This is a genomic window from Streptomyces sp. S186 (assembly GCF_051603415.1).
GTDB lineage: Bacteria > Actinomycetota > Actinomycetes > Streptomycetales > Streptomycetaceae > Streptomyces.
The window spans coordinates 612762-629640 of record NZ_CP193932.1 but is presented as its reverse complement, the minus strand read 5'-3'; the positions used below and the strand labels follow the sequence as shown (position 1 = coordinate 629640).

The following is a 16879-nucleotide window of genomic DNA, read 5'->3' as shown; positions in this document are numbered from 1 at the left end:
GTCCCGGCCCGCACCCGGGCGGCCGGTCAGCGGGGCAGGCCCGCCAGCGTCCGGTGTGCCTCGGCCATGATCCGGTCGATCAGGCCGGCACATGACGGAAGGTCCTCGATGACCCCGGCGACCTGCCCGGAGGCCATCACGCCGAGGTCGGTACGGCCGTCCACCATCGACGCCTTCAGCAGCATCGGGGTGGTGGCCGCCAGCAGTACCTGACTCCACGTCAGGTCCCGGCCGCGCTTCGCCGCCAGCCCGTCGCGCACCATCCCGGCCCAGCTCAGACCGGACAGCCTCCGGAACGACGCGGCGTGCCGCACCGCCCTGACCAGCGCCGCGGCCCGCCCGGACCGCTCCAGCGACCGGACCAGCTCGCTGCGCAGCATCCGGTGCGGCAGCCCGTCCACCTTGGTGGTGACGACGACATCGCCGACCGCGGCCGCCAGATAGCGGTCCTGGACGGCCGGCGGCACGGTGCTGTCGGAGGTCAGCAGGAAGCGGGTGCCCATGGCGATCCCGGCCGCGCCGTAGGCGAGCGCGGCCACCAGACCCCGGCCGTCGAAGAACCCGCCCGCGGCGATCACCGGGATGTCGACCGCGTCCACCACCTGCGGCAGCAGCACGGTGGTGGCCACGCTCCCGGTGTGGCCGCCGCCCTCGCCACCCTGGACGATCACCGCGTCCGCGCCCCAGGCGGCGACCTTCTCGGCGTGCCGCCGGGCCCCGACGGACGGGATCACCACCACCCCGGCGTCCTTGAGCCGGGCGATCAACTCCCGTGAGGGCGCCAGCGCGAAGGAGGCGACCCGGACGCCCTCGTCGACGATGATCCGCACCCGCTCGGCCGCGTCCCCGGCGTCCGCCCGCAGATTGACCCCGAACGGCCGCTCCGTACGGGACTTCACCTCGCGGACCGCCGCCCGCAGCCGGTCCGTCGTCATGGTGGCGGAGGCCAGGATGCCCAGCGCGCCGGCGTCGGCGGCGGCGGACACCAGGCGGGGGCCGGCCACCCAGCCCATCCCGGTCTGCACGATCGGATGCCGCACCCCGGTCAGCTCGGTCAGCGGGGTGGGCAGGAGCGGGGTGCCCCCGGCGGCCGGGGCGCGGTCACCGGCCCGGGCGGCGCCGGCGTTCACGACGGCACCTCGCGGTCGCGCAGCCCCTGCGGATCGATCACCTCACGGATCAACCGCAGCTCCTCGGCGGTGGGTTCCCGGGTGTACGGGACCTCGTCGGCACGGGCCAGTGGGAAGCCGGTGGCGTCCTGCACCTCCTTGACGGTGACGCCCGGGTGCCGCGACACCAGTCGCATGGTGTGGTCCGGGGTGGCGAAGTCGAGGACGCCGAGGTTGCTGACCACCCGCGGGATGCGGTGGTAGCGGGTGGCGGACGGACCGGCCGCGGCCGCACGGTCGTAGCCGACCCCGCAGACCACATCGACCCGCTCGACGAAGACCCGCCGGGAGTGCCTGGGAACCCAGTAACTCGTCGGATTGTTCAGGGTGTTGACGGGCGCGCCGCGCACGCCGAGCAGCTGTCTGGCGGGCCGCTCCCAGTCACCGATGCAGGAGATGTTCTGGTTGCCGAAGCGGTCGAGCTGACTGGCGCCCATCATCACATGCCGCCGGCCGCCGGTGACCATGGCCAGGTGCTGGCGGTAGGGCAGCCAGCCCTCGGCCCGCCCGTCGAGGCCGACCAGCAGCGCCTCGCCGTCGGTGAGCAGCAGATCGGGGGCGAAGGTGCGCTTGGCGAGCCGCGCGCCGACGGACGGCACGACGCCCATCGGACTGGCGAGCACCTCCCCGTCGTCGCGCCAGGCATCGGCGCAGGCGACCACGCAGTATTCGGCGCGGCTGGTCATCGCCTCTCCTCCTGCCACGCCTGGACGGCCGACTGGTAGTCCTTCTCGTCCCCGTACAGGAACCGCGCGGCGAACTCCGGCCAGGGCGTGGTCGCATAGAGCTTCTGGAACGCCTCGTCGCGGCCGTAGTCCGGGACGCACGAGGTGAAGTGCGCGCCACGCGGCGTCTCCACCACACCGGTCACGGTGTGCCGCTTGACCAGGAGGCTCTGCGGGACGGCGGCCGCCCCGAACCCGTCCACCAACTCCTCGCACGAGACATACGCGCGCTCCGCCGCCTCGCAGAACAGGTCGTCGAAGTACGGGTCGGGGCCCAGGTATTGGCCGTTGCCGAGCCGGTCGGCGCGGTTGACGTGGACCAGCGCCGCGTCCATCCGCAGCGCCGGCATCGCGACGAAGGTCTCCCCGTCCCCGTACGGCGAGGTGACCGTCCGCAGCCCGGGGTTGACCCGCATCACGTCCGAGCCCAGGCCGGCCCGGACCGGGAGGAACGGCAGCCGGTTGGCGGCGGCCCGCAGCCCCCACATGAACATCGCCTCGTCGATCTCGCTCAGCTCGAATCCGCCTGACTGGCGGGCCGTCCGGTAGTGCGGCTCCAGGGGGATCGAGTCGAGGGTGACGAACGCGGTGACCAGTTTGCGGATCTTCCCGGCGGCGGCCAGCAGCCCCACGTCCGGGCCGCCGTAGGAGACCACGGTCAGATCGGTGACGTCGGAGCGGAGCAGCGCCCGCACCAGTGCCATCGGCTTGCGGCGGGAGCCCCAGCCGCCGATGCCCAGGGTCATCCCGCTGCGCAGCCGCGCGACGACCTCCTCGGGGGTCATGGTCTTGTCGGTCACGCTCGCTCCTCCTTGACATCCCCTTTGCCGTCCCCGGCGTTCCGGCTCCCGAAGGTCTCGCGGACCCGGTCCGCGACCCCGCTGAGACCGGCCTCGAAGGTGAAGCCCTGCTCGAAGCGGTAGCTGCGGCGCACGTCGACCGGGTCGATACCGTTGAGGGCGGCCTTGGCCAGCCGCAGCAGATGGCCGTCCTTGCGAGCGATCTCCCGCGCCAACTCAACTGCCACAGCCGTCAGTTCGGCGCGCGATACGACCTTCCAGACCGAGCCGTGCGCATGCAGCTCCCGCGCGGTGGCGGTCCGCGAGGTGTAGTACAGCGCCCGCATCAGGTGCTGGGGGACCAGCCGGGCCAGGTGGGTGGCGGCGCCGAGCGCGCCGCGGTCCAGCTCCGGCAGGCCGAAGGTGGCCTCGTCGCTCGCCACGATCGCGTCCGCGTTGCCCACCAGGCCGATCCCGCCGCCCAGGCAGAAGCCGTGCACCGCGGCGACCACCGGCACCTCGCACTCGTAGACCGCGGCGAACGCCTCGGCGCAGCCGCGGTTGGCGCCGATCAGTGCCCCGTGGCCGCCGGCCGCGGTGTCCCGCTGCAGCTCCTTGATGTCGACGCCGGCGTTGAACCCGCGGCCCGCGGCGGCGAGCACCACACAGCGGACGCCGGGGTCGCGGCCCGCCGCCCGCACGGCGTCGGCGAGGTCGTACCAGCCCTGCACGGGAAGGGCGTTGACCGGCGGGAAGTCCATGGTGACGACCGTGACGCCCTGGTCGGGTGCGGAGGTGGAGACACCCATGAGCAGATCAGCTACCTTTCCACCAAGCGTTTGTTAGGTAGCGAAGTTAGCAGCCGATCGCCCGCCGCGGGAGGTACCCGTTGTCCCTGGACCTCGATCTGACCGGACGGGTCGCCGTCGTCACCGGCGGCACCCGGGGCGTCGGCGCCGGCATCGCCCGCGCCTTCCTCCAGGCCGGCGCGGAGGTCGTGATCTGCGCCCGACGTCCCCCCGACACCCCGGTCACCGCCGACGGCCGCACCGCCCGCTTCCACCCCCTCGACCTACGCGAACCGGACGACGTCCGGCGCTTCTTCGGCACCGTCGCGACCGACCACGGCCGCCTGGACTGCCTGGTCAACAACGCCGGCGGCACCCCCTACCGACTGCTGCACGAGACCGCCGCGCAACGCCACGCCCGGGTCGTCGAACTCAATCTCATCGCCCCGATGACCGCCTCGCTCGCCGCCTACGAGGTGATGCGCGGCCGGCCGGACGGCGGCTCGGTGATCATGATCGGCAGCGTCAGCGGCACCCGGCCCTCGCCCGGCACCGCCGCCTACGGCGCCGCCAAGGCCGGCCTGGACCACCTCGCCCGCTCGATGGCCGTCGAATGGGCGCCGCACGTCCGCGTCAACACCGTCGTCCCCGGCATGGTCCGCACCGAACTGAGCGCTCTCCACTACGGGGACGAGGCCGGCGTCGCCGCGGTCGGTGCCACCGTCCCGCTCGGCCGGCTCGCCGAACCCGGCGAGATCGGCGACGCCTGCGTCTTCCTCGCCTCCGGCCGTGCCGGCTACGTCAGCGGCGCCAGCCTGCTCGTCCACGGCGGCGGGGAACGCCCCGCCTTCCTCGACGCCGCCACCGTCAACCACCCCGAGGAGTCATGAGATGACCGGAATCTGCACCGGACGCGTCGCCGTCGTCACCGGGGCCGGCCGGGGCCTGGGGCGCGCCCACGCCCTCGCGCTGGCCGCCGAGGGAGCCGCCGTCGTGGTCAACGACCTCGGCGTGGCGGCCGACGGCGCCGGCGGCTCCGCCGGGCCCGCCCGGCAGGTCGTCGAGGAGATCCGGGCGCACGGCGGACGGGCCGTCGCCCACACCGGCGACATCACCACCGACGACGGCGCCCGCTCCCTCGTCACCACCGCCCTGGACACCTTCGGCCGCCTGGACGCGCTGGTCAACAACGCCGGCTTCCTGCGCGACCGGATGCTGGTCAACCTCGCCGAGGACGACTGGGACGCCGTGATGCGGGTCCACCTCAAAGGCCACTTCCTGCCCCTCAGGCACGCCGCCGCGCACTGGCGGGCCGAGACCAAGGCCGGGCGGACGCCCGACGCCCGGGTCGTCAACACCAGCTCCGGCGCCGGCCTGTTGGGCAGCGTCGGCCAGGCCAACTACTCGGCCGCCAAGGCCGGCGTCCTCGGCCTGACCCTCGTCGCCGCCGCCGAACTGGCCCGCTACGGCGTCCAGGTCAACGCCCTCGCCCCGGCGGCCCGCACCCGGATGACGGAGCGGACGTTCGCGTCGACGATGGCGCCCGTGGAGGGCGCCTTCGACGCGATGGCCCCGGAGAACGTCTCCCCGCTCGTCGTCTGGCTCGCCGCCGCGGACAGCGCCGGCGTCACCGGCCGGGTCTTCGAGGCGGAGGGGGGCCGCATCACGGTGATGGAAGGGTGGCGGCCGGGGCCGACCCTTGACAAGGGCGCCCGTTGGTCCCCAACGGAGGCGGGCGAGGCGGCCCGCGGATTGCTTGCAGCGGCGGAGCCGGCGCGCCCTGTATATGGCGCGAGTTGATCGCCCCCACGTTGTCGGCCTTCCGGCCGTGGGGCGCTTGCCTGTTGCGCCTGCGGCGCGGATCCGCTGCGCGGGGCTGTTCGGCCGCGGTGGCGGGTCTCCGGGGCAGGGGTGTGCCGGACTGCTGTCGCTTCACGTCCGGCACACCCCTGCCCCGGAGACCCGCCCCCTCCCGTGGGTGGTCATGAAAGACGGTGGGTGGGGGCGTGCGTGAGTGGTCCCGTGCGGGTCGTCGCCCATCAATTGACGATCACCTGACAGTCGCCGGTCACCCATCAGTCCGGGGCCTGCACCGGCCCACCGGGCAGGAACCCCAACTCACCTGAAATCCGACCCCCAACGGGAGGGGACGGGTCGGAGGGGCAGGGGGTGTGTCCGGACGTAAAGCGCAGCAGTCCGGACACACCCCCTGCCCCGGAGGCCCGTCACCGCACCCAACAGCCCCGCGCAGCGGACCGGCCCGCCGCCAGGCGACACGGCGGGAAACCCGGCAACGTACGACGAGGCCCGCGCCGCCAGGCGCTTACGGCGGGAACGCCGACAACGTGCGGGCGAACCCGCTCAGCGGCCCCGTCAGGACAGGGGACGGACGGCCCGGGGCGACCGTACGGGGGGCGGTGCCGCCGCCGGCCCCGCCGGGCCCAGGCGAGCCGGCGTCCGGCCCGGACGCGAGAACACACGCACAGCCGGCCGCAGCCAGGGCCGCCGCGGCCAGCGTGGTGGCGAGGAAGGGAGCGAAGGGGCGCACCGTCTCACCGTGCGGGAGGTCCGCCGGGTGGCCAAGCGACGCGCCGGGGGGTCACGCGGAAGAACGACAGCGGCGGACCCTCCTGTACGACCGTGCCGGGCGGCGCGGGTGGGCTGCGGCTAGCGTCGGGGCGGGGTCCGGCGAGGGAGAGGTGGGCGCGTGGCCATCTGGGCGGCCGTCCTGTTCGCGGTGCTCGCGGCGGGGAGCAACGCGCTGTCCACGGTGCTGCAGCGCCGCGCCGCGCGTACCGTGCCGGTCTCCGGCCGGCTGCGGATCGGGCTGATCGCCGACCTGCTGCCGCGCGCGGCGTGGCTCGCCGGGATGCTGATGGTGCTGCCGGCCGCCGCGTTCCAGGCGCTGGCGCTGTTGCTGGGCCCGCTGTCGGTGGTCCAGCCGCTGTTCGTGCTGGAGCTGCCGCTGGCCCTGCTCATGGCGCGGGCGCTGCTGGGCCGGCGGGTCTCCGGGCAGGGCTGGGCCGGGGTGGGGCTGCTGGCCGTCGGGCTGGGCGTCGCGCTGGGCGCCGCCGCGCCCACCGCCGGGCGCGACCACGCCCCGTTGAGCCGCTGGATTCCCGCGCTGGTCGTGTGCTTCTCGGTGATCGCCGCGGCGGTCGGCGCCGGGCTGCGGCGCGGGGCCGGCAGTGTCCGCGCCGCCTGTTTCGGCGCGGCGACCGCGATCGGCTATGCGCTCACCGCAGCCCTGCTCAAGGACGCCACGCATGCCTGGGCGAGCGGCGGCCCGGCCGGGTTCTTCACCTCCTGGCAGAGCTACGGTTTCGCGCTGACCGGGCTCCTGGCGCTGTTCATGATGGAGAACGCCATGCAGTCCGGCCCGTTGACCGCCTCCCAGCCGGTGCTCACCCTTGGTGACGCGCTGATCAGCCTGTCGCTGGGGGTGACGCTCTTCGACGAGCGGGTCCGGGCCGGGTGGTGGCTGCTGCCCGAGGCACTGGGCGTCGGCATGGTCCTGCGGGGCGCGGTCCTGATGTCCCGGGTCTCCCTCGCCGCGGAACTGGCGACGGGTCAGACCGGTGAGCGGCCGGAACGGTCCTGACCCATCGGTCGGACCGGACACCCGGGCCGGTTGTCGCGGTGGCCGGGCGTCAGCCCGTATAGGCGGGGGCGACCGCCGAGGTCATCAGGCGGCGGGCGGTGCCGGAGCCGTCGGCGGGGACCGTCCACAGGTCCGAGCCGTAGTCGCCGGGCAGCGCGTAGACCAGGGTGCCGTTGCCGGACCAGAGGGCCTGGTCGTCGATGTTGCGGTGCTCGGCGGTGGCGGTCTCCTTCATGGTGGCGAGGTCGAGGACGTAGAGCCGCCAGGGGGCGTCCGGGGAGGCGCCGGGGACGCGCTTCTTGTAGGCGATCCGGGTGCCGTCGGGGGAGAGCGAGGGGCATTCGACGTTGTCGTGGAGGGTGGTGAGGGTGCGGGTGGTGCGGTCGCCGCGGACGAGGTGGGTGCGGCCGCCGGTGGCGAGGGTGGCGTAGAAGTGGGTGTCGTCGGCGAAGGTGACGCCCCAGATGTTGAGGTCGGAGGCGTGGTACGGGCGGCCGTCCTTGGTGACGGCGTACTCCTCCAGGTTGTCGTCCAGCGCCCAGGTGCGGGTGTCGGCGATCGCCGTGCGGGTGGAGAAGGCGGTGCCGGCGTACGAGTCGCCGCTGACGAAGACGGTCCAGGCGACCAGGTGGCCGGAGGGGGAGACCCGGGACCGGGTCGGGATGCCGGGCGCCGGGAAGCTGTGGCGTATGCGGAGGCGGGAGTCGAGCACCAGCGCCCGGTAGGTGTCGGTGAGGGTGCCGCGTTCGGCCTGGAGGCAGACGCCGGTGCCGGCGGCGGCGTGGAAGCGCAGGCATTTCACGCCGGAGGCGGTGCGCGGCGCTTCGGGGTGCCCGGCCGGGACCGCGGCGATCTCGTCGCGGTGCGGGCCCCAGGCGAGGTTGCGGACCAGCAACTGCCGTGCTCCGGAGGGGTGGAGCGTGACGTCGCCGGTGCGGACGGGCGGCCCGTCGGCCTGCTGCCGGTCGTGGACGGCGGACCGGTCGGCGGCCCGCAGCACCGCCGCGGTGCCGACCGCCGCCAGCAGCACCACCGCGAAGAGCAGCACGGCCAGACGGGTCCTGCGGTTCATCGGGGTGCTCCCTGCGGGGTGTGGGGGTCGTCGTGGTCGGTGCGGTGGCCGGTGTCCGGGGTGTCGGTGGTGCGGAGCAGCCGTGCGGCGACGAGTGCGGTGGCCGTCAGCGCCCCGGTGGCCACCGCCAGTGCGGCCCGCCCGTCCCAGAAGCTCCAGGCCGCGCCGAACGCCAGCGAGCAGACGAAGCGGGCTAGCGCCTGGCCGGTCCCCACCAGGGCCTGTCCGGCGCCCAGGTGCTCCGTCGGGACCGCGCCGGCGGTGGCGGCGGCCAGCACCCCGTCGGTGGCCGCGTAGAAGGCGCCGTGCAGCACGAGCACCGGGACCACGGCGGCCGGGCCGCGCAACGGGGCGAGCACCAGCGCATAGGCCAGGAGCAGCGCGGCGTGGCCGGCCAGGAAGAGCCGGCGGCGTCCGACGCGGTCGGCGAGCGCGCCCAGCGGCACGGCGAGCAGCAGGAAGGCCGCGGAGGTGCCGAGCGGCAGGAGCGGGAACAGGCCGGCGGGGACGCCCAGTTGGCGCTGGAGGAGGAGGTAGAGGAAGGCGTCGCTGACGGTGGTGAGGCCCAGGAGCGCGGCGCACAGCGTCAGCCGGCGCAGGGCGGGGCGGCGCAGCAGGGCGAGGGAGTCGCGAAGGGTGGGGCGCGGGCCAGAGGGAGTTGATGCGGTGCCTGTGCCTGTGCCTGTGCCTCTGACTCTGACTGTGCCTGTGCTTGTCTCCGTGTCTGTGTCTGTGTCTGTGCTTGTGCCTGTGTCGGTGGTGGCGGGCCTTGACGGGACGAACAGGACCAGCACCAGCACGCCCAGCGCCGCCACGCACGCGCTCACGGTGAACACCGCGTCGTAGCCGTCGACCGCGACCCGTAGCACCGCGAACGCCACCAGCGGCCCGAGGAGCGCGCCCGCGGTGTCCATGGCGCGGTGCACGCCGAACGCCCGGCCGCGGTGTTCGGGTCGGGTGGCCAGGGAGATCATCGCGTCCCGGGGTGCGGTGCGCAGGCCCTTGCCGGCGCGGTCGGCGGCCAGTACGACGCTGATCGCCGGCAGTCCATGGGCGAGCAGCAGCAGCGGTTTGCACATCGCCGACAGGCCGTAGCCGACGCCGGCCACCACCTTGTGCCGGCGTCCGCCGCCGTCGGCGAGAAGGCCCCCGGCGAGCCGGACCAGCGCGCCGACGCCGTTGTTGATGCCGTCGAGCAGGCCGAAGCCGAGCGGGGACAGGCCGAGGGCGGTGACGACGTACAGCGGCAGCACCGCGGTGATCATCTCCGCGGAGACATCGGTGATCAGGCTGACCGCGCCGAGTGCCAGCACCGTGCCGGGCACCGCGGGCCGCCGCCCCGGGCGGGTGCTGCCCGGGGCGGCGGTCGGAGCGGTGGCGCGGGTCGACGGCGTGGTGCTGTGGCGGGAGTCCGCGAGGTACACGGGCGTCAGTTCCAGATGCCGGTGATGTCGGAGGCCGAGGCGGCGTTGCCGGCGTGGTCGGTGAGGCCGGCGAGGTCCTCCAGGGTGCGCAGGACGTTGTAGTGGTTGTAGGTGGTGTCGCTGGAGCTGCCCGGCGCCACGTGTGCGCCGTAGAACAGCGTCGGGATGCGGTTGCCGGAGAGGCGGTTGTCCTCGTCGAAGGTGACGGCGAGGATGCTGTTGTGGCGCTTGGCCCACTCGGCGTAGCCGCTGAGGTTGTTCTTCGTCCAGGTGTCGCCGGTGCGCACCGAGCAGTCGTGCATGTCGTTGCAGAGGTCCGGGATGACGAAGGAGACCTTGGGCAGGGTGCTGTAGTCGGAGGGGAACTGGTCCATCGTCCTGGCGGTGGACGTCGGCACGTTGGAGAAGCCGAACCACGGGTTGTGTTTCTGGGCGTAGTCCCCGCTGCTGCACGTGGTCGAACCCTGGCTCGGCAGGCCCTCGTTGTAGCTCGCCCAGGTCTGGCCGGCGGCGAGCAGCTCGGAGCCCAGGTTGGGTGCGGACATCGAGCCGACCGGTACGCAACTGTCGTCGGTGCGGCCCTGGTTGGAGCCCGAGAACACCATGTAGTAGTTCGGTTCGCTGGGGTGGGTGAGGGCGAACGACTGGGTGAGGACGGCGCCGCCGGCCTTGAGGGAGTTCAGGTAGGGGGCGCTGGAGCTGCCTATCACCTGGTCGTAGGCGTGGTTCTCCAGCATCACCACGACCACGTGGTCGGGGGAGGGGAGCCCGGCCGGCTGCGCGGACGCGGTGGAGCCGGTGGTGGCCCACAGCGCGAGCGAGGTGGTGGCGAGGGCCGCGGCGCCGGCCAGCGCGGTGAGGGTGCGCCGGGTGCGCTTGCGCGCCTTGACTGCGGTCATGACTGTCCTCCGGACAGGAGTGCCGAGCGGATGGGGGGAGGGGCGCGGTAACCCTAGAAGCGGCCGGGTGGACTCGGCCGCGTCCACCGGATGAAGAACAGACGAACGGATGGTCCCGGAGTGTGGGGGCGGGTCAGGCCGCGGGGCGCGGTGCCGCCGGGGTGTCGCCGCGTACCGCGTGCAGGTACAGCAGCAGCGTGTCGAGGGTGAAGTACGGGCTGTAGGAGATGTCCGGGGTGTCGCCGCCGGTGTGGTAGCCGCCGATCACGCCGATGACGGCGTAGCCGCCGAAGTCCCGTACCAGGAACGGCCCTCCGGAGGTGCCGCCGATGTAGCCGGCGCAGGGGATCTCCAGGAAGTCGCCGGGGGCGGCCGGGTCCGTGCTGGTGTAGCGGTGCGTGGCGGAGGAGCAGTCCAGCGGCTCGGGGTAGCGGGCGTCGCTGCTGCCCGGGTAGCCGATGAGGCGGACGTCGGGGTGGTCGTACCCGGGGTAGGGGAGGAGGTCGAAACCGCCGGTGATCCGCTGGACTTGGGCGCCGTCCTCGCGCGGGCCGACCCGGACGACCGCGTAGTCCCAGCGGGCGCCGCCGTCCGTCCCGAGGTCGTAGTAGTGCTGGTCGAGGTAGATCCGCTCGACGGGGTAGATGCCGTGCGGCTTGAGCCCGTCGTGGTACTGCGGCACGAACGAGAGGTACTTCTTCGGGTCGGGGGAGAGCAGGCAGTGGCCCGCGGTGAGGACTAGGTTCCGGTGCGGGCTGCGGATCACCGTGCCGCCGCAGAACCGGCCGGTGTTGCTGCCGTCCGTCCAGAAGAACGTCCCCACCTGGGGCAGGCCGGGGAAGGGGTGGCTGGGCGGGACCGGTGCGGCCGTCGGCCGCGTCTTCGCGGTCTTCGCCCCCTTCTCCACCACGGGTTCGGCGGCCTCCATGCGCCGCGCGGTCCAGTACTTGTCGACGCCGGAGGCCGGGCCGCCCGGCGCCGCGGCGGCGTGTGCGGGCGGTGCGGGCACCGCGAGCAGGGCCAGGACGAGCACCAGCAGGGCGGCCAGCGGCGCGGCGGCCGATCTGCCGCGGGCGGCGAGGGGTCTGCCCATGGACGGGTCCTTTCGGAGGAGGAGAGGCCCTGGCGTCCGGAGCCGGACGTGCGGGCCGGCGCCGACATGGTCGTACGGCGGCAGGCGGCTGGCCAGAGTACGCGTCAGCGGTTGCCGTCCGTTTGCCGTTCCGTGGCGTCGAGTTCCGTCTTCCGTTCCGTGGCGTCGAGTTCCGCCAGAATGTGCTCCCGGTCCTCGTCCAGGGCCGGGATCCGGTCCATCCGGGGCTCCCGGCCGGCGACGGTGACCGGCGGCAGCAGGGCGTCCAGCGGGCCGACGGGGGAGTCCACGGTGCGCCAGCGGTCCCGGGCGGCGAGCTGCGGGTGCGCGGTGAACTCCGCGACGTCCCGCAGCCGGGCGTGGGCGATCCGGGCGCCGGCCAGCCGCCGTTCGATCTCCTCGGCGGGCAGCCGCGCGAACCGCTCCTCGATCCGCTGCCGCAGCTCCTCCCGGTGCGCGACCCGGGCGGAGTTCCGGTCGAAGCGCGGATCGGCCGCCAGCTTGGGGAGTTGCAGCACCTGTGCGCAGAACGCGGCCCACTCCCGTTCGTTCTGGACGCCGAGGAAGACCCGCCCGCCGTCCGCCGCGCGATAGGGCCCGTACGGGGCGATGGCGGCGTGCTCGGCTCCGGAGCGGGGCGGGGTGGTGCCGCCGTAGCGGGTGAAGTAGGCCGGGTAGCCCATCCATTCGCCCAGTGCCTCCAGCATCGACACCTCGAAGGCGCCGCCCCGGCCGGTGCGCTCGCGCTCGTAGAGGGCGGTGAGGATCCCGGTGTAGGCGTACATCCCGGCGGCGATGTCGGCCACCGGGATGCCGATCCTGGCCGGTTCCCGCGGGGTGCCGGTCAGCGACATCGCCCCGGCCTCGCACTGCACCAGCAGGTCGTACGCCTTGGCGTGCGCGTACGGGCCGCCGGTGCCGTAGCCGGAGATGCCGCAGACCACGAGCCGGGGGTGGGCCGCCACCAGCTCCTCGGCGTCCAGGCCCAGCCGTTCGGCGGCCCCGGGCGCGAGGTTCTGCACGAAGACGTCGGCCCGGGCGAGCAGCCGGCGCAGTACCGCGGCGTCGGCGGCGCGCTTGACGTCCAGCGCGATCGACTCCTTGTTGCGGTTGAGCCAGACGAAGTGGCTGGACATCCCGCGCACCGTCTCGTCGTAGCCGCGGGCGAAGTCGCCGGTCCCGGGGCGTTCCACCTTGATGACCCGGGCGCCCAGGTCGGCGAGTTGGCGGGTGGCGAAGGGCGCCGCGACCGCCTGTTCGAGCGCGACCACGGTGATGCCGTCCAGGGGGAGCATAGGCGGACCTTTCCAGAGGAGACGGGGCGGAGACGGGCGGGAGGGGTACCTATGTGCCCGTGGATCCGTACCGAGGGATCCATGGATCCGGCAGGATCCCGCGGTACCCCCCACGACCCGCAGGAGTCACCATGACAGCCGACCGGCACGGGCACACCATGACCGACACCGGCGCCGAGGCCCTCGGCCACTACGAACAGGCCCTGGACGACCTGCTGTTCTTCCGTCCCGCGGTCGAGGAGACCGCGCGGGCGGTGCTGACCGCGGCGCCCCGCTCCCCCATGGGCCACGCGCTCGCCGCCCACCTGGGCGTACTGGCCACCGAGGAGCAGGCCGCGGCGGCCGCCCACAAGACGTTCACCTCCTTCTGCGCGGAGCTCGACCCCGGCCGGCTCACCCCGCGTGAGCAGATGCACCTCGCCGCCGCGGAGGCCGGGCTGGCCGGCGACCTCCGCACCGCCGGCCGGATCCTCCACGAGATCGGTATCGCCCACCCCCGCGATCTGCTGGCCCTCTTCGCCGGCCACCACCTCGACTTCCTCGTGGGCAACGCGCCCTTGCTGCGCGACCGGGTCGGCGGGGCCCTCGACTCCTGGGACGAGAACGATCCGCACTATGGTCCGCTGCTCGGCATGTACGCCTTCGGCCTGGAGGAGAACGGCCACTACGAGCACGCCGAACAGACCGGCCTCGCGGCCCTGGAGCGAGCGCCGCACGACGTCTGGGGCATCCACGGCGTGGTGCACACCTACGAGATGCGGGGACGGTTCACCGACGGCATCCGCTTCCTGGACGCCCGCTCCGACGCCTGGACCGGCGACAGCCTGCTCGCCGGCCACACCTGGTGGCACTACGCCCTCTACGCCCTGGAGCGCGGCGACAACGGCCGGGTCCTGGACATCTACGACTCCGCCCTGCACGACCCGGACGCGGAGGACGGGGCCCTGGAACTCGTCAACGCCGCGGCCCTGTTGTGGCGCCTCTATCTGGCCGACGACGACCAGAGCGCCCGCTGGACCGCGCTGGCCGACGCCTGGGAGCGCCGCGACGACGGCCCGCACTACGCCTTCAACGACGCCCACGCGGTGATGGCGTACGTCGGCGCGGGCCGCCTGGAACGGGCCGAGCGGCTCGTCCGGGACCGCGAGCAGTGGCTGGCGCGGACCCCGGCCGGCCGGGCACCCGCCAACCGCGCGATGACCGCCGACACCGGCCTGCCCGTCTGCCGGGCGCTGCTCGCCTACGGCCGCAAGGACTTCGCCGGCGCCACCGAGCTGCTGCTGCCGGTCCGCCACCGCCTGCACGACTTCGGCGGCAGCCATGCCCAGCGCGACGCCGTCCAGCGCACCCTGGTCGAGGCCGCGCTGCGCGCCGGCCACCACGACCTGGCCCGCACCCTGCTCAGCGAACGCAGCCGGCTGCGGCCGGTCTGCCCCTACAACTGGTCGGCCAAGGCCCGCCTGGAGGAGCAGGTGGGGGCGCCGGAGCGGGCGGCGGCGGCCCGGGCGCGGGCGGCGGCGCAGGCGGCGGGGGCCGCGCCGGCGGGGTGAGCCGGGCCGGGCGGCTCAGGTCAGCAGCTGCTCCGCCCAGATGATCTTGCCGTCGGTGGTGTAGCGGGTGCCCCAGCGGTGGGTGAACTGGGAGATCAGGAACAGCCCCCGGCCGCCCTCGTCGGTCGTCCGCGGATGCCGCAGGTACGGGGAGGTGCTGGAGCCGTCGCACACCTCGCAGATCAGGGTGTGCTCCAGGATCAGCCGCAGCAGGATCGGCCCCGACCCGTACCTGATGGCGTTGGTGACCAGTTCGCTGACCACCAGCTCGGTGGTGAACTCCAGGTCCGGCAGGTGCCATGCGGTGAGCTGCCGGGCGGCCATCTCGCGGGCCCGGCCCACCACGGCCGGGTCGGCGGCCAGTTCCCAGGAGGCGAAGCGGTCCCGGGCCAGACCGCGGGTCCGGGCCAGCAGCAGGGTGACATCGTCGTGCTGGCGCGGCGGCACCAGCGCGCCGAGCACCGACCGGCCCAGCGCGTCGAGGGAGTCGGCCGGCGCGGTCAGCGCGCGCAGCAGCCGTTCCTTGGCCGGTGCGCCCGCGTCGGCCAGCAGCCCGTCGGTGTAGAGCGCGAGCAGGCTGTCCTCCTCCACCGTCACCTCCAGGGCCTCGAACGGCAGCCCGCCGACGCCCAGTTGGGGGCCGACCGGCAGCTCGGCGAAGGCGGCGGTGCCGTCGGGGGCGACGATGACCGGCGGCGGGTGCCCGGCGCCGGCCATGGTGAAGCAGCGGCCGACCGGGTCGTAGACCGCGTACAGGCAGCTGGTGCCCACCGCGCCGGCGTCGGCCTGGCCGCCCTCCTCCGACACCCGGCCGACCAGGTCGTCGAGGTGGGCGAGGAGTTCCTCCGGGCGCAGGTCCAGGGCGGCGAGGGTCTGTACCGCGGTGCGCAGCCGCCCCATCGTGGCGATCGCGCCGATGCCGTGCCCGCGGACCTCGCCCACCACCAGCGCCAGCCGGGCCCCGGACAGCGGGATCACGTCGAACCAGTCGCCGCCCACCCCGGCCAGTTCGTCGGCGGGCCGGTAGCTGGTGGCCAGGGACAGCGCACTGTGCTCGGCGACGTCCTGGGGCAGCAGGCTGCGCTGGAGGGTGAGCGCCGCCTCGCGCTCCCGGGTGTAACGGCGGGCGTTGTCCAGGCAGATCGCGGCCCGGGCCACGAACTCCTCGGCCAGCCGCTGGTCGTCCGGGCCGAACGGCTCGCGGCCCCGGCCGCGGAAGAAGCTGGTGACGCCCATCGTCGTGCCGCGCGCCCGGATCGGCACCACCATCGCGGTGTGTAGACCCTGTTCGCGCAGGGCGTGCCGGCGGCGGCCGCCGAGGAGGTCCGCGGTCCACTCCGCGCCGTGCGGGTCCAGCCACTCCACCCGCCACGACTTGCCGTCGGCCAGCGCCCGTATGGGCGGGGACCAGGAGTGGTACGACGCCAGGTCGCCGACCGCGACGACCGCTTCGGGGAGGCCGGCCCGGGCGGACTGCTGGCCGCCGCGGCGCAGCGCGACCCGGTCCGCGTCGCCGGGCGGGCCGGTGAGCGGGTCGCCGCCGCGGATCACCGAGTCCAGCAGGTCCACGGTGACGAAATCGGCGAGGTCCGGCACCGCGACGTCCGCCAGCTCCTGCGCGGTGTGCAGCACGTCGAGGGACCGGCCGATGGCGGTGCCGGCCCGGTCCAGCAGGGTCAGCCGCCGGCGATTGCGGTACCGCTCGGTGATGTCGATGACGGTGTAACACACGCCGAGGGGGCGGCCGTTGCCGTTGTCGAGCCGGACGAAGGACATCGCGTGGGCGCGTTCGTGGTGGGGTTCGGACCGCGGGCGGCCGATGTGCTCGTAGCCCAGGATCGGTTCGCCGCTCTCCAGGACGCGCCGCATCTGCGCCTCCAGCGCCTCGGCGTCCAGGCCCGGCTGGACGTCGGCCAGCCGCCGCCCGATCCGGTCCCGCGCCGGGCCGCCGCCGAACCGCTCCAGGGCGAGGTTGGACCAGACGAACCGCAGGTCGGTGTCGACCACGGCCATCCCGACCGGCGTCTGCATCAGCAGCTTCTCCAGCACCGCCCGGCTCATCTCCCAGCCCGGGAACGAGGACGCCTCGGCGGCCACCACCAGCCAGTGCGCGGTGCCCTCGCCGTCGGTCACCCGGGCCAGCTGCACCATGACGTCGAGGGGGGCGCCGTCCTTGCGGCGGGCGGTGAGCACGCCGCTCCAGCCGCCGTGCGCCCGGCACACTCGGCGGCGAGCCCGGACAGCCGCGCGGCGTCGTCCGGCACCAGCAGCGCGGCGGCGGCCCGCCCCACCACGTCGGCGGCCGGGTGGCCGAGGAGCCGCACGGCGCCGTCCGGCCAGCTCTCCACGCGTCCCCGGGCGTCGCACAGCACCAGGGCGGCGTCGGCGATGTCGAGCGGCGCCGCCGGCCGCCCGCCGTGGCCGTGCTCCTCGAAGTCCACCATCTCAGCCGTTCCGTCTCTGCCGGACGATCCGGACCAATGC

At 74.2% G+C, this 16879-nt stretch carries 13 protein-coding genes and 1 pseudogene; 4 read left to right on the top strand and 10 right to left on the bottom strand.

The annotated features are described in order from the left end of the window. Positions 1-26: 26 nt before the first annotated feature. Genes ACRAS8_RS02750 through ACRAS8_RS02735 form a run of 4 tightly spaced genes read right to left on the bottom strand, consistent with a single transcriptional unit; the run spans position 27 to position 3482 of the window. The gene (locus tag ACRAS8_RS02750; RefSeq protein ID WP_438490329.1) at positions 27-1070 is read right to left on the bottom strand and encodes an NAD(P)H-dependent flavin oxidoreductase; all 1044 of its coding nucleotides are present in this window, start codon (positions 1068-1070) and stop codon (positions 27-29) included. A 56-nt stretch (positions 1071-1126) separates the two neighbouring features. Then, a complete protein-coding gene (locus ACRAS8_RS02745; protein WP_438484129.1) occupies positions 1127-1855 on the bottom strand; it encodes a CoA-transferase subunit beta in 729 nt (242 codons plus the stop codon). Beyond that, entirely contained in the window at positions 1852-2694 is an 843-nt protein-coding gene (locus tag ACRAS8_RS02740) for a CoA transferase subunit A (protein ID WP_438484128.1), read from the bottom strand. The genes ACRAS8_RS02745 and ACRAS8_RS02740 overlap by 4 nt, the downstream gene beginning before the upstream one ends. Continuing rightward, complete coding sequence (locus ACRAS8_RS02735) at positions 2691-3482, bottom strand: enoyl-CoA hydratase family protein (protein WP_438484127.1); 792 nt, start codon at positions 3480-3482, stop codon at positions 2691-2693. Before ACRAS8_RS02735 ends, ACRAS8_RS02740 begins: the two co-directional genes overlap by 4 nt. Before the next feature lie 80 nt (positions 3483-3562). Between ACRAS8_RS02735 and ACRAS8_RS02730 the strand changes: the two genes are divergently transcribed. From ACRAS8_RS02730 to ACRAS8_RS02720, 3 genes are all read left to right on the top strand, one after another. Further along, positions 3563-4351, top strand: a complete 789-nt coding sequence (locus ACRAS8_RS02730) for an SDR family oxidoreductase (protein WP_438484126.1) — start codon at positions 3563-3565, stop codon at positions 4349-4351. A 1-nt stretch (position 4352) separates the two neighbouring features. Then, positions 4353-5261: an SDR family oxidoreductase gene (locus ACRAS8_RS02725; RefSeq protein ID WP_438484125.1), complete on the top strand. Its 909-nt coding sequence runs from the start codon at positions 4353-4355 to the stop codon at positions 5259-5261. 907 nt (positions 5262-6168) lie between these two features. Then, a complete protein-coding gene (locus ACRAS8_RS02720; protein WP_438484124.1) occupies positions 6169-7062 on the top strand; it encodes a DMT family transporter in 894 nt (297 codons plus the stop codon). A gap of 49 nt (positions 7063-7111) precedes the next feature. Here the strand turns inward: ACRAS8_RS02720 and ACRAS8_RS02715 are convergent, their stop codons facing one another. From ACRAS8_RS02715 to ACRAS8_RS02695, 5 genes are all read right to left on the bottom strand, one after another. After that, the gene (locus ACRAS8_RS02715) at positions 7112-8134 is read right to left on the bottom strand and encodes a TolB family protein (protein WP_438484123.1); all 1023 of its coding nucleotides are present in this window, start codon (positions 8132-8134) and stop codon (positions 7112-7114) included. Beyond that, the gene (locus tag ACRAS8_RS02710) at positions 8131-9558 is read right to left on the bottom strand and encodes an MFS transporter (protein WP_438484122.1); all 1428 of its coding nucleotides are present in this window, start codon (positions 9556-9558) and stop codon (positions 8131-8133) included. The genes ACRAS8_RS02715 and ACRAS8_RS02710 overlap by 4 nt, the downstream gene beginning before the upstream one ends. Before the next feature lie 5 nt (positions 9559-9563). Further along, positions 9564-10457: an alkaline phosphatase family protein gene (locus ACRAS8_RS02705; protein ID WP_438484121.1), complete on the bottom strand. Its 894-nt coding sequence runs from the start codon at positions 10455-10457 to the stop codon at positions 9564-9566. A gap of 133 nt (positions 10458-10590) precedes the next feature. Further along, on the bottom strand, positions 10591-11550 hold the full coding sequence (locus tag ACRAS8_RS02700; protein ID WP_438484120.1) for a trypsin-like serine peptidase: 960 nt from the start codon (positions 11548-11550) through the stop codon (positions 10591-10593). 104 nt (positions 11551-11654) lie between these two features. Further along, a complete protein-coding gene (locus ACRAS8_RS02695) occupies positions 11655-12845 on the bottom strand; it encodes a CaiB/BaiF CoA transferase family protein (protein WP_438484119.1) in 1191 nt (396 codons plus the stop codon). 131 nt (positions 12846-12976) lie between these two features. Between ACRAS8_RS02695 and ACRAS8_RS02690 the strand changes: the two genes are divergently transcribed. Then, on the top strand, positions 12977-14395 hold the full coding sequence (locus ACRAS8_RS02690) for a tetratricopeptide repeat protein (protein WP_438484118.1): 1419 nt from the start codon (positions 12977-12979) through the stop codon (positions 14393-14395). Positions 14396-14410: 15 nt separating this feature from the next. Here ACRAS8_RS02690 and ACRAS8_RS02685 read toward each other — a convergent pair. Beyond that, a pseudogene (locus ACRAS8_RS02685) lies at positions 14411-16839 on the bottom strand (SpoIIE family protein phosphatase). Positions 16840-16879 lie beyond the last annotated feature (40 nt).

What these genes read in the sequence shown, in the direction of transcription:
- ACRAS8_RS02745 (WP_438484129.1), bottom strand. Translation starts at nt 1,855, where the DNA reads ATGACCAGCCGCGCCGAATACTGCGTGGTCGCCTGCGCCGATGCCTGG.
- ACRAS8_RS02735 (WP_438484127.1), bottom strand. Translation starts at nt 3,482, where the DNA reads ATGGGTGTCTCCACCTCCGCACCCGACCAGGGCGTCACGGTCGTCACC.
- ACRAS8_RS02725 (WP_438484125.1), top strand. Translation starts at nt 4,353, where the DNA reads ATGACCGGAATCTGCACCGGACGCGTCGCCGTCGTCACCGGGGCCGGC.
- ACRAS8_RS02715 (WP_438484123.1), bottom strand. Translation starts at nt 8,134, where the DNA reads ATGAACCGCAGGACCCGTCTGGCCGTGCTGCTCTTCGCGGTGGTGCTG.
- ACRAS8_RS02705 (WP_438484121.1), bottom strand. Translation starts at nt 10,457, where the DNA reads ATGACCGCAGTCAAGGCGCGCAAGCGCACCCGGCGCACCCTCACCGCG.
- ACRAS8_RS02700 (WP_438484120.1), bottom strand. Translation starts at nt 11,550, where the DNA reads ATGGGCAGACCCCTCGCCGCCCGCGGCAGATCGGCCGCCGCGCCGCTG.
- ACRAS8_RS02695 (WP_438484119.1), bottom strand. Translation starts at nt 12,845, where the DNA reads ATGCTCCCCCTGGACGGCATCACCGTGGTCGCGCTCGAACAGGCGGTC.
- ACRAS8_RS02690 (WP_438484118.1), top strand. Translation starts at nt 12,977, where the DNA reads ATGACAGCCGACCGGCACGGGCACACCATGACCGACACCGGCGCCGAG.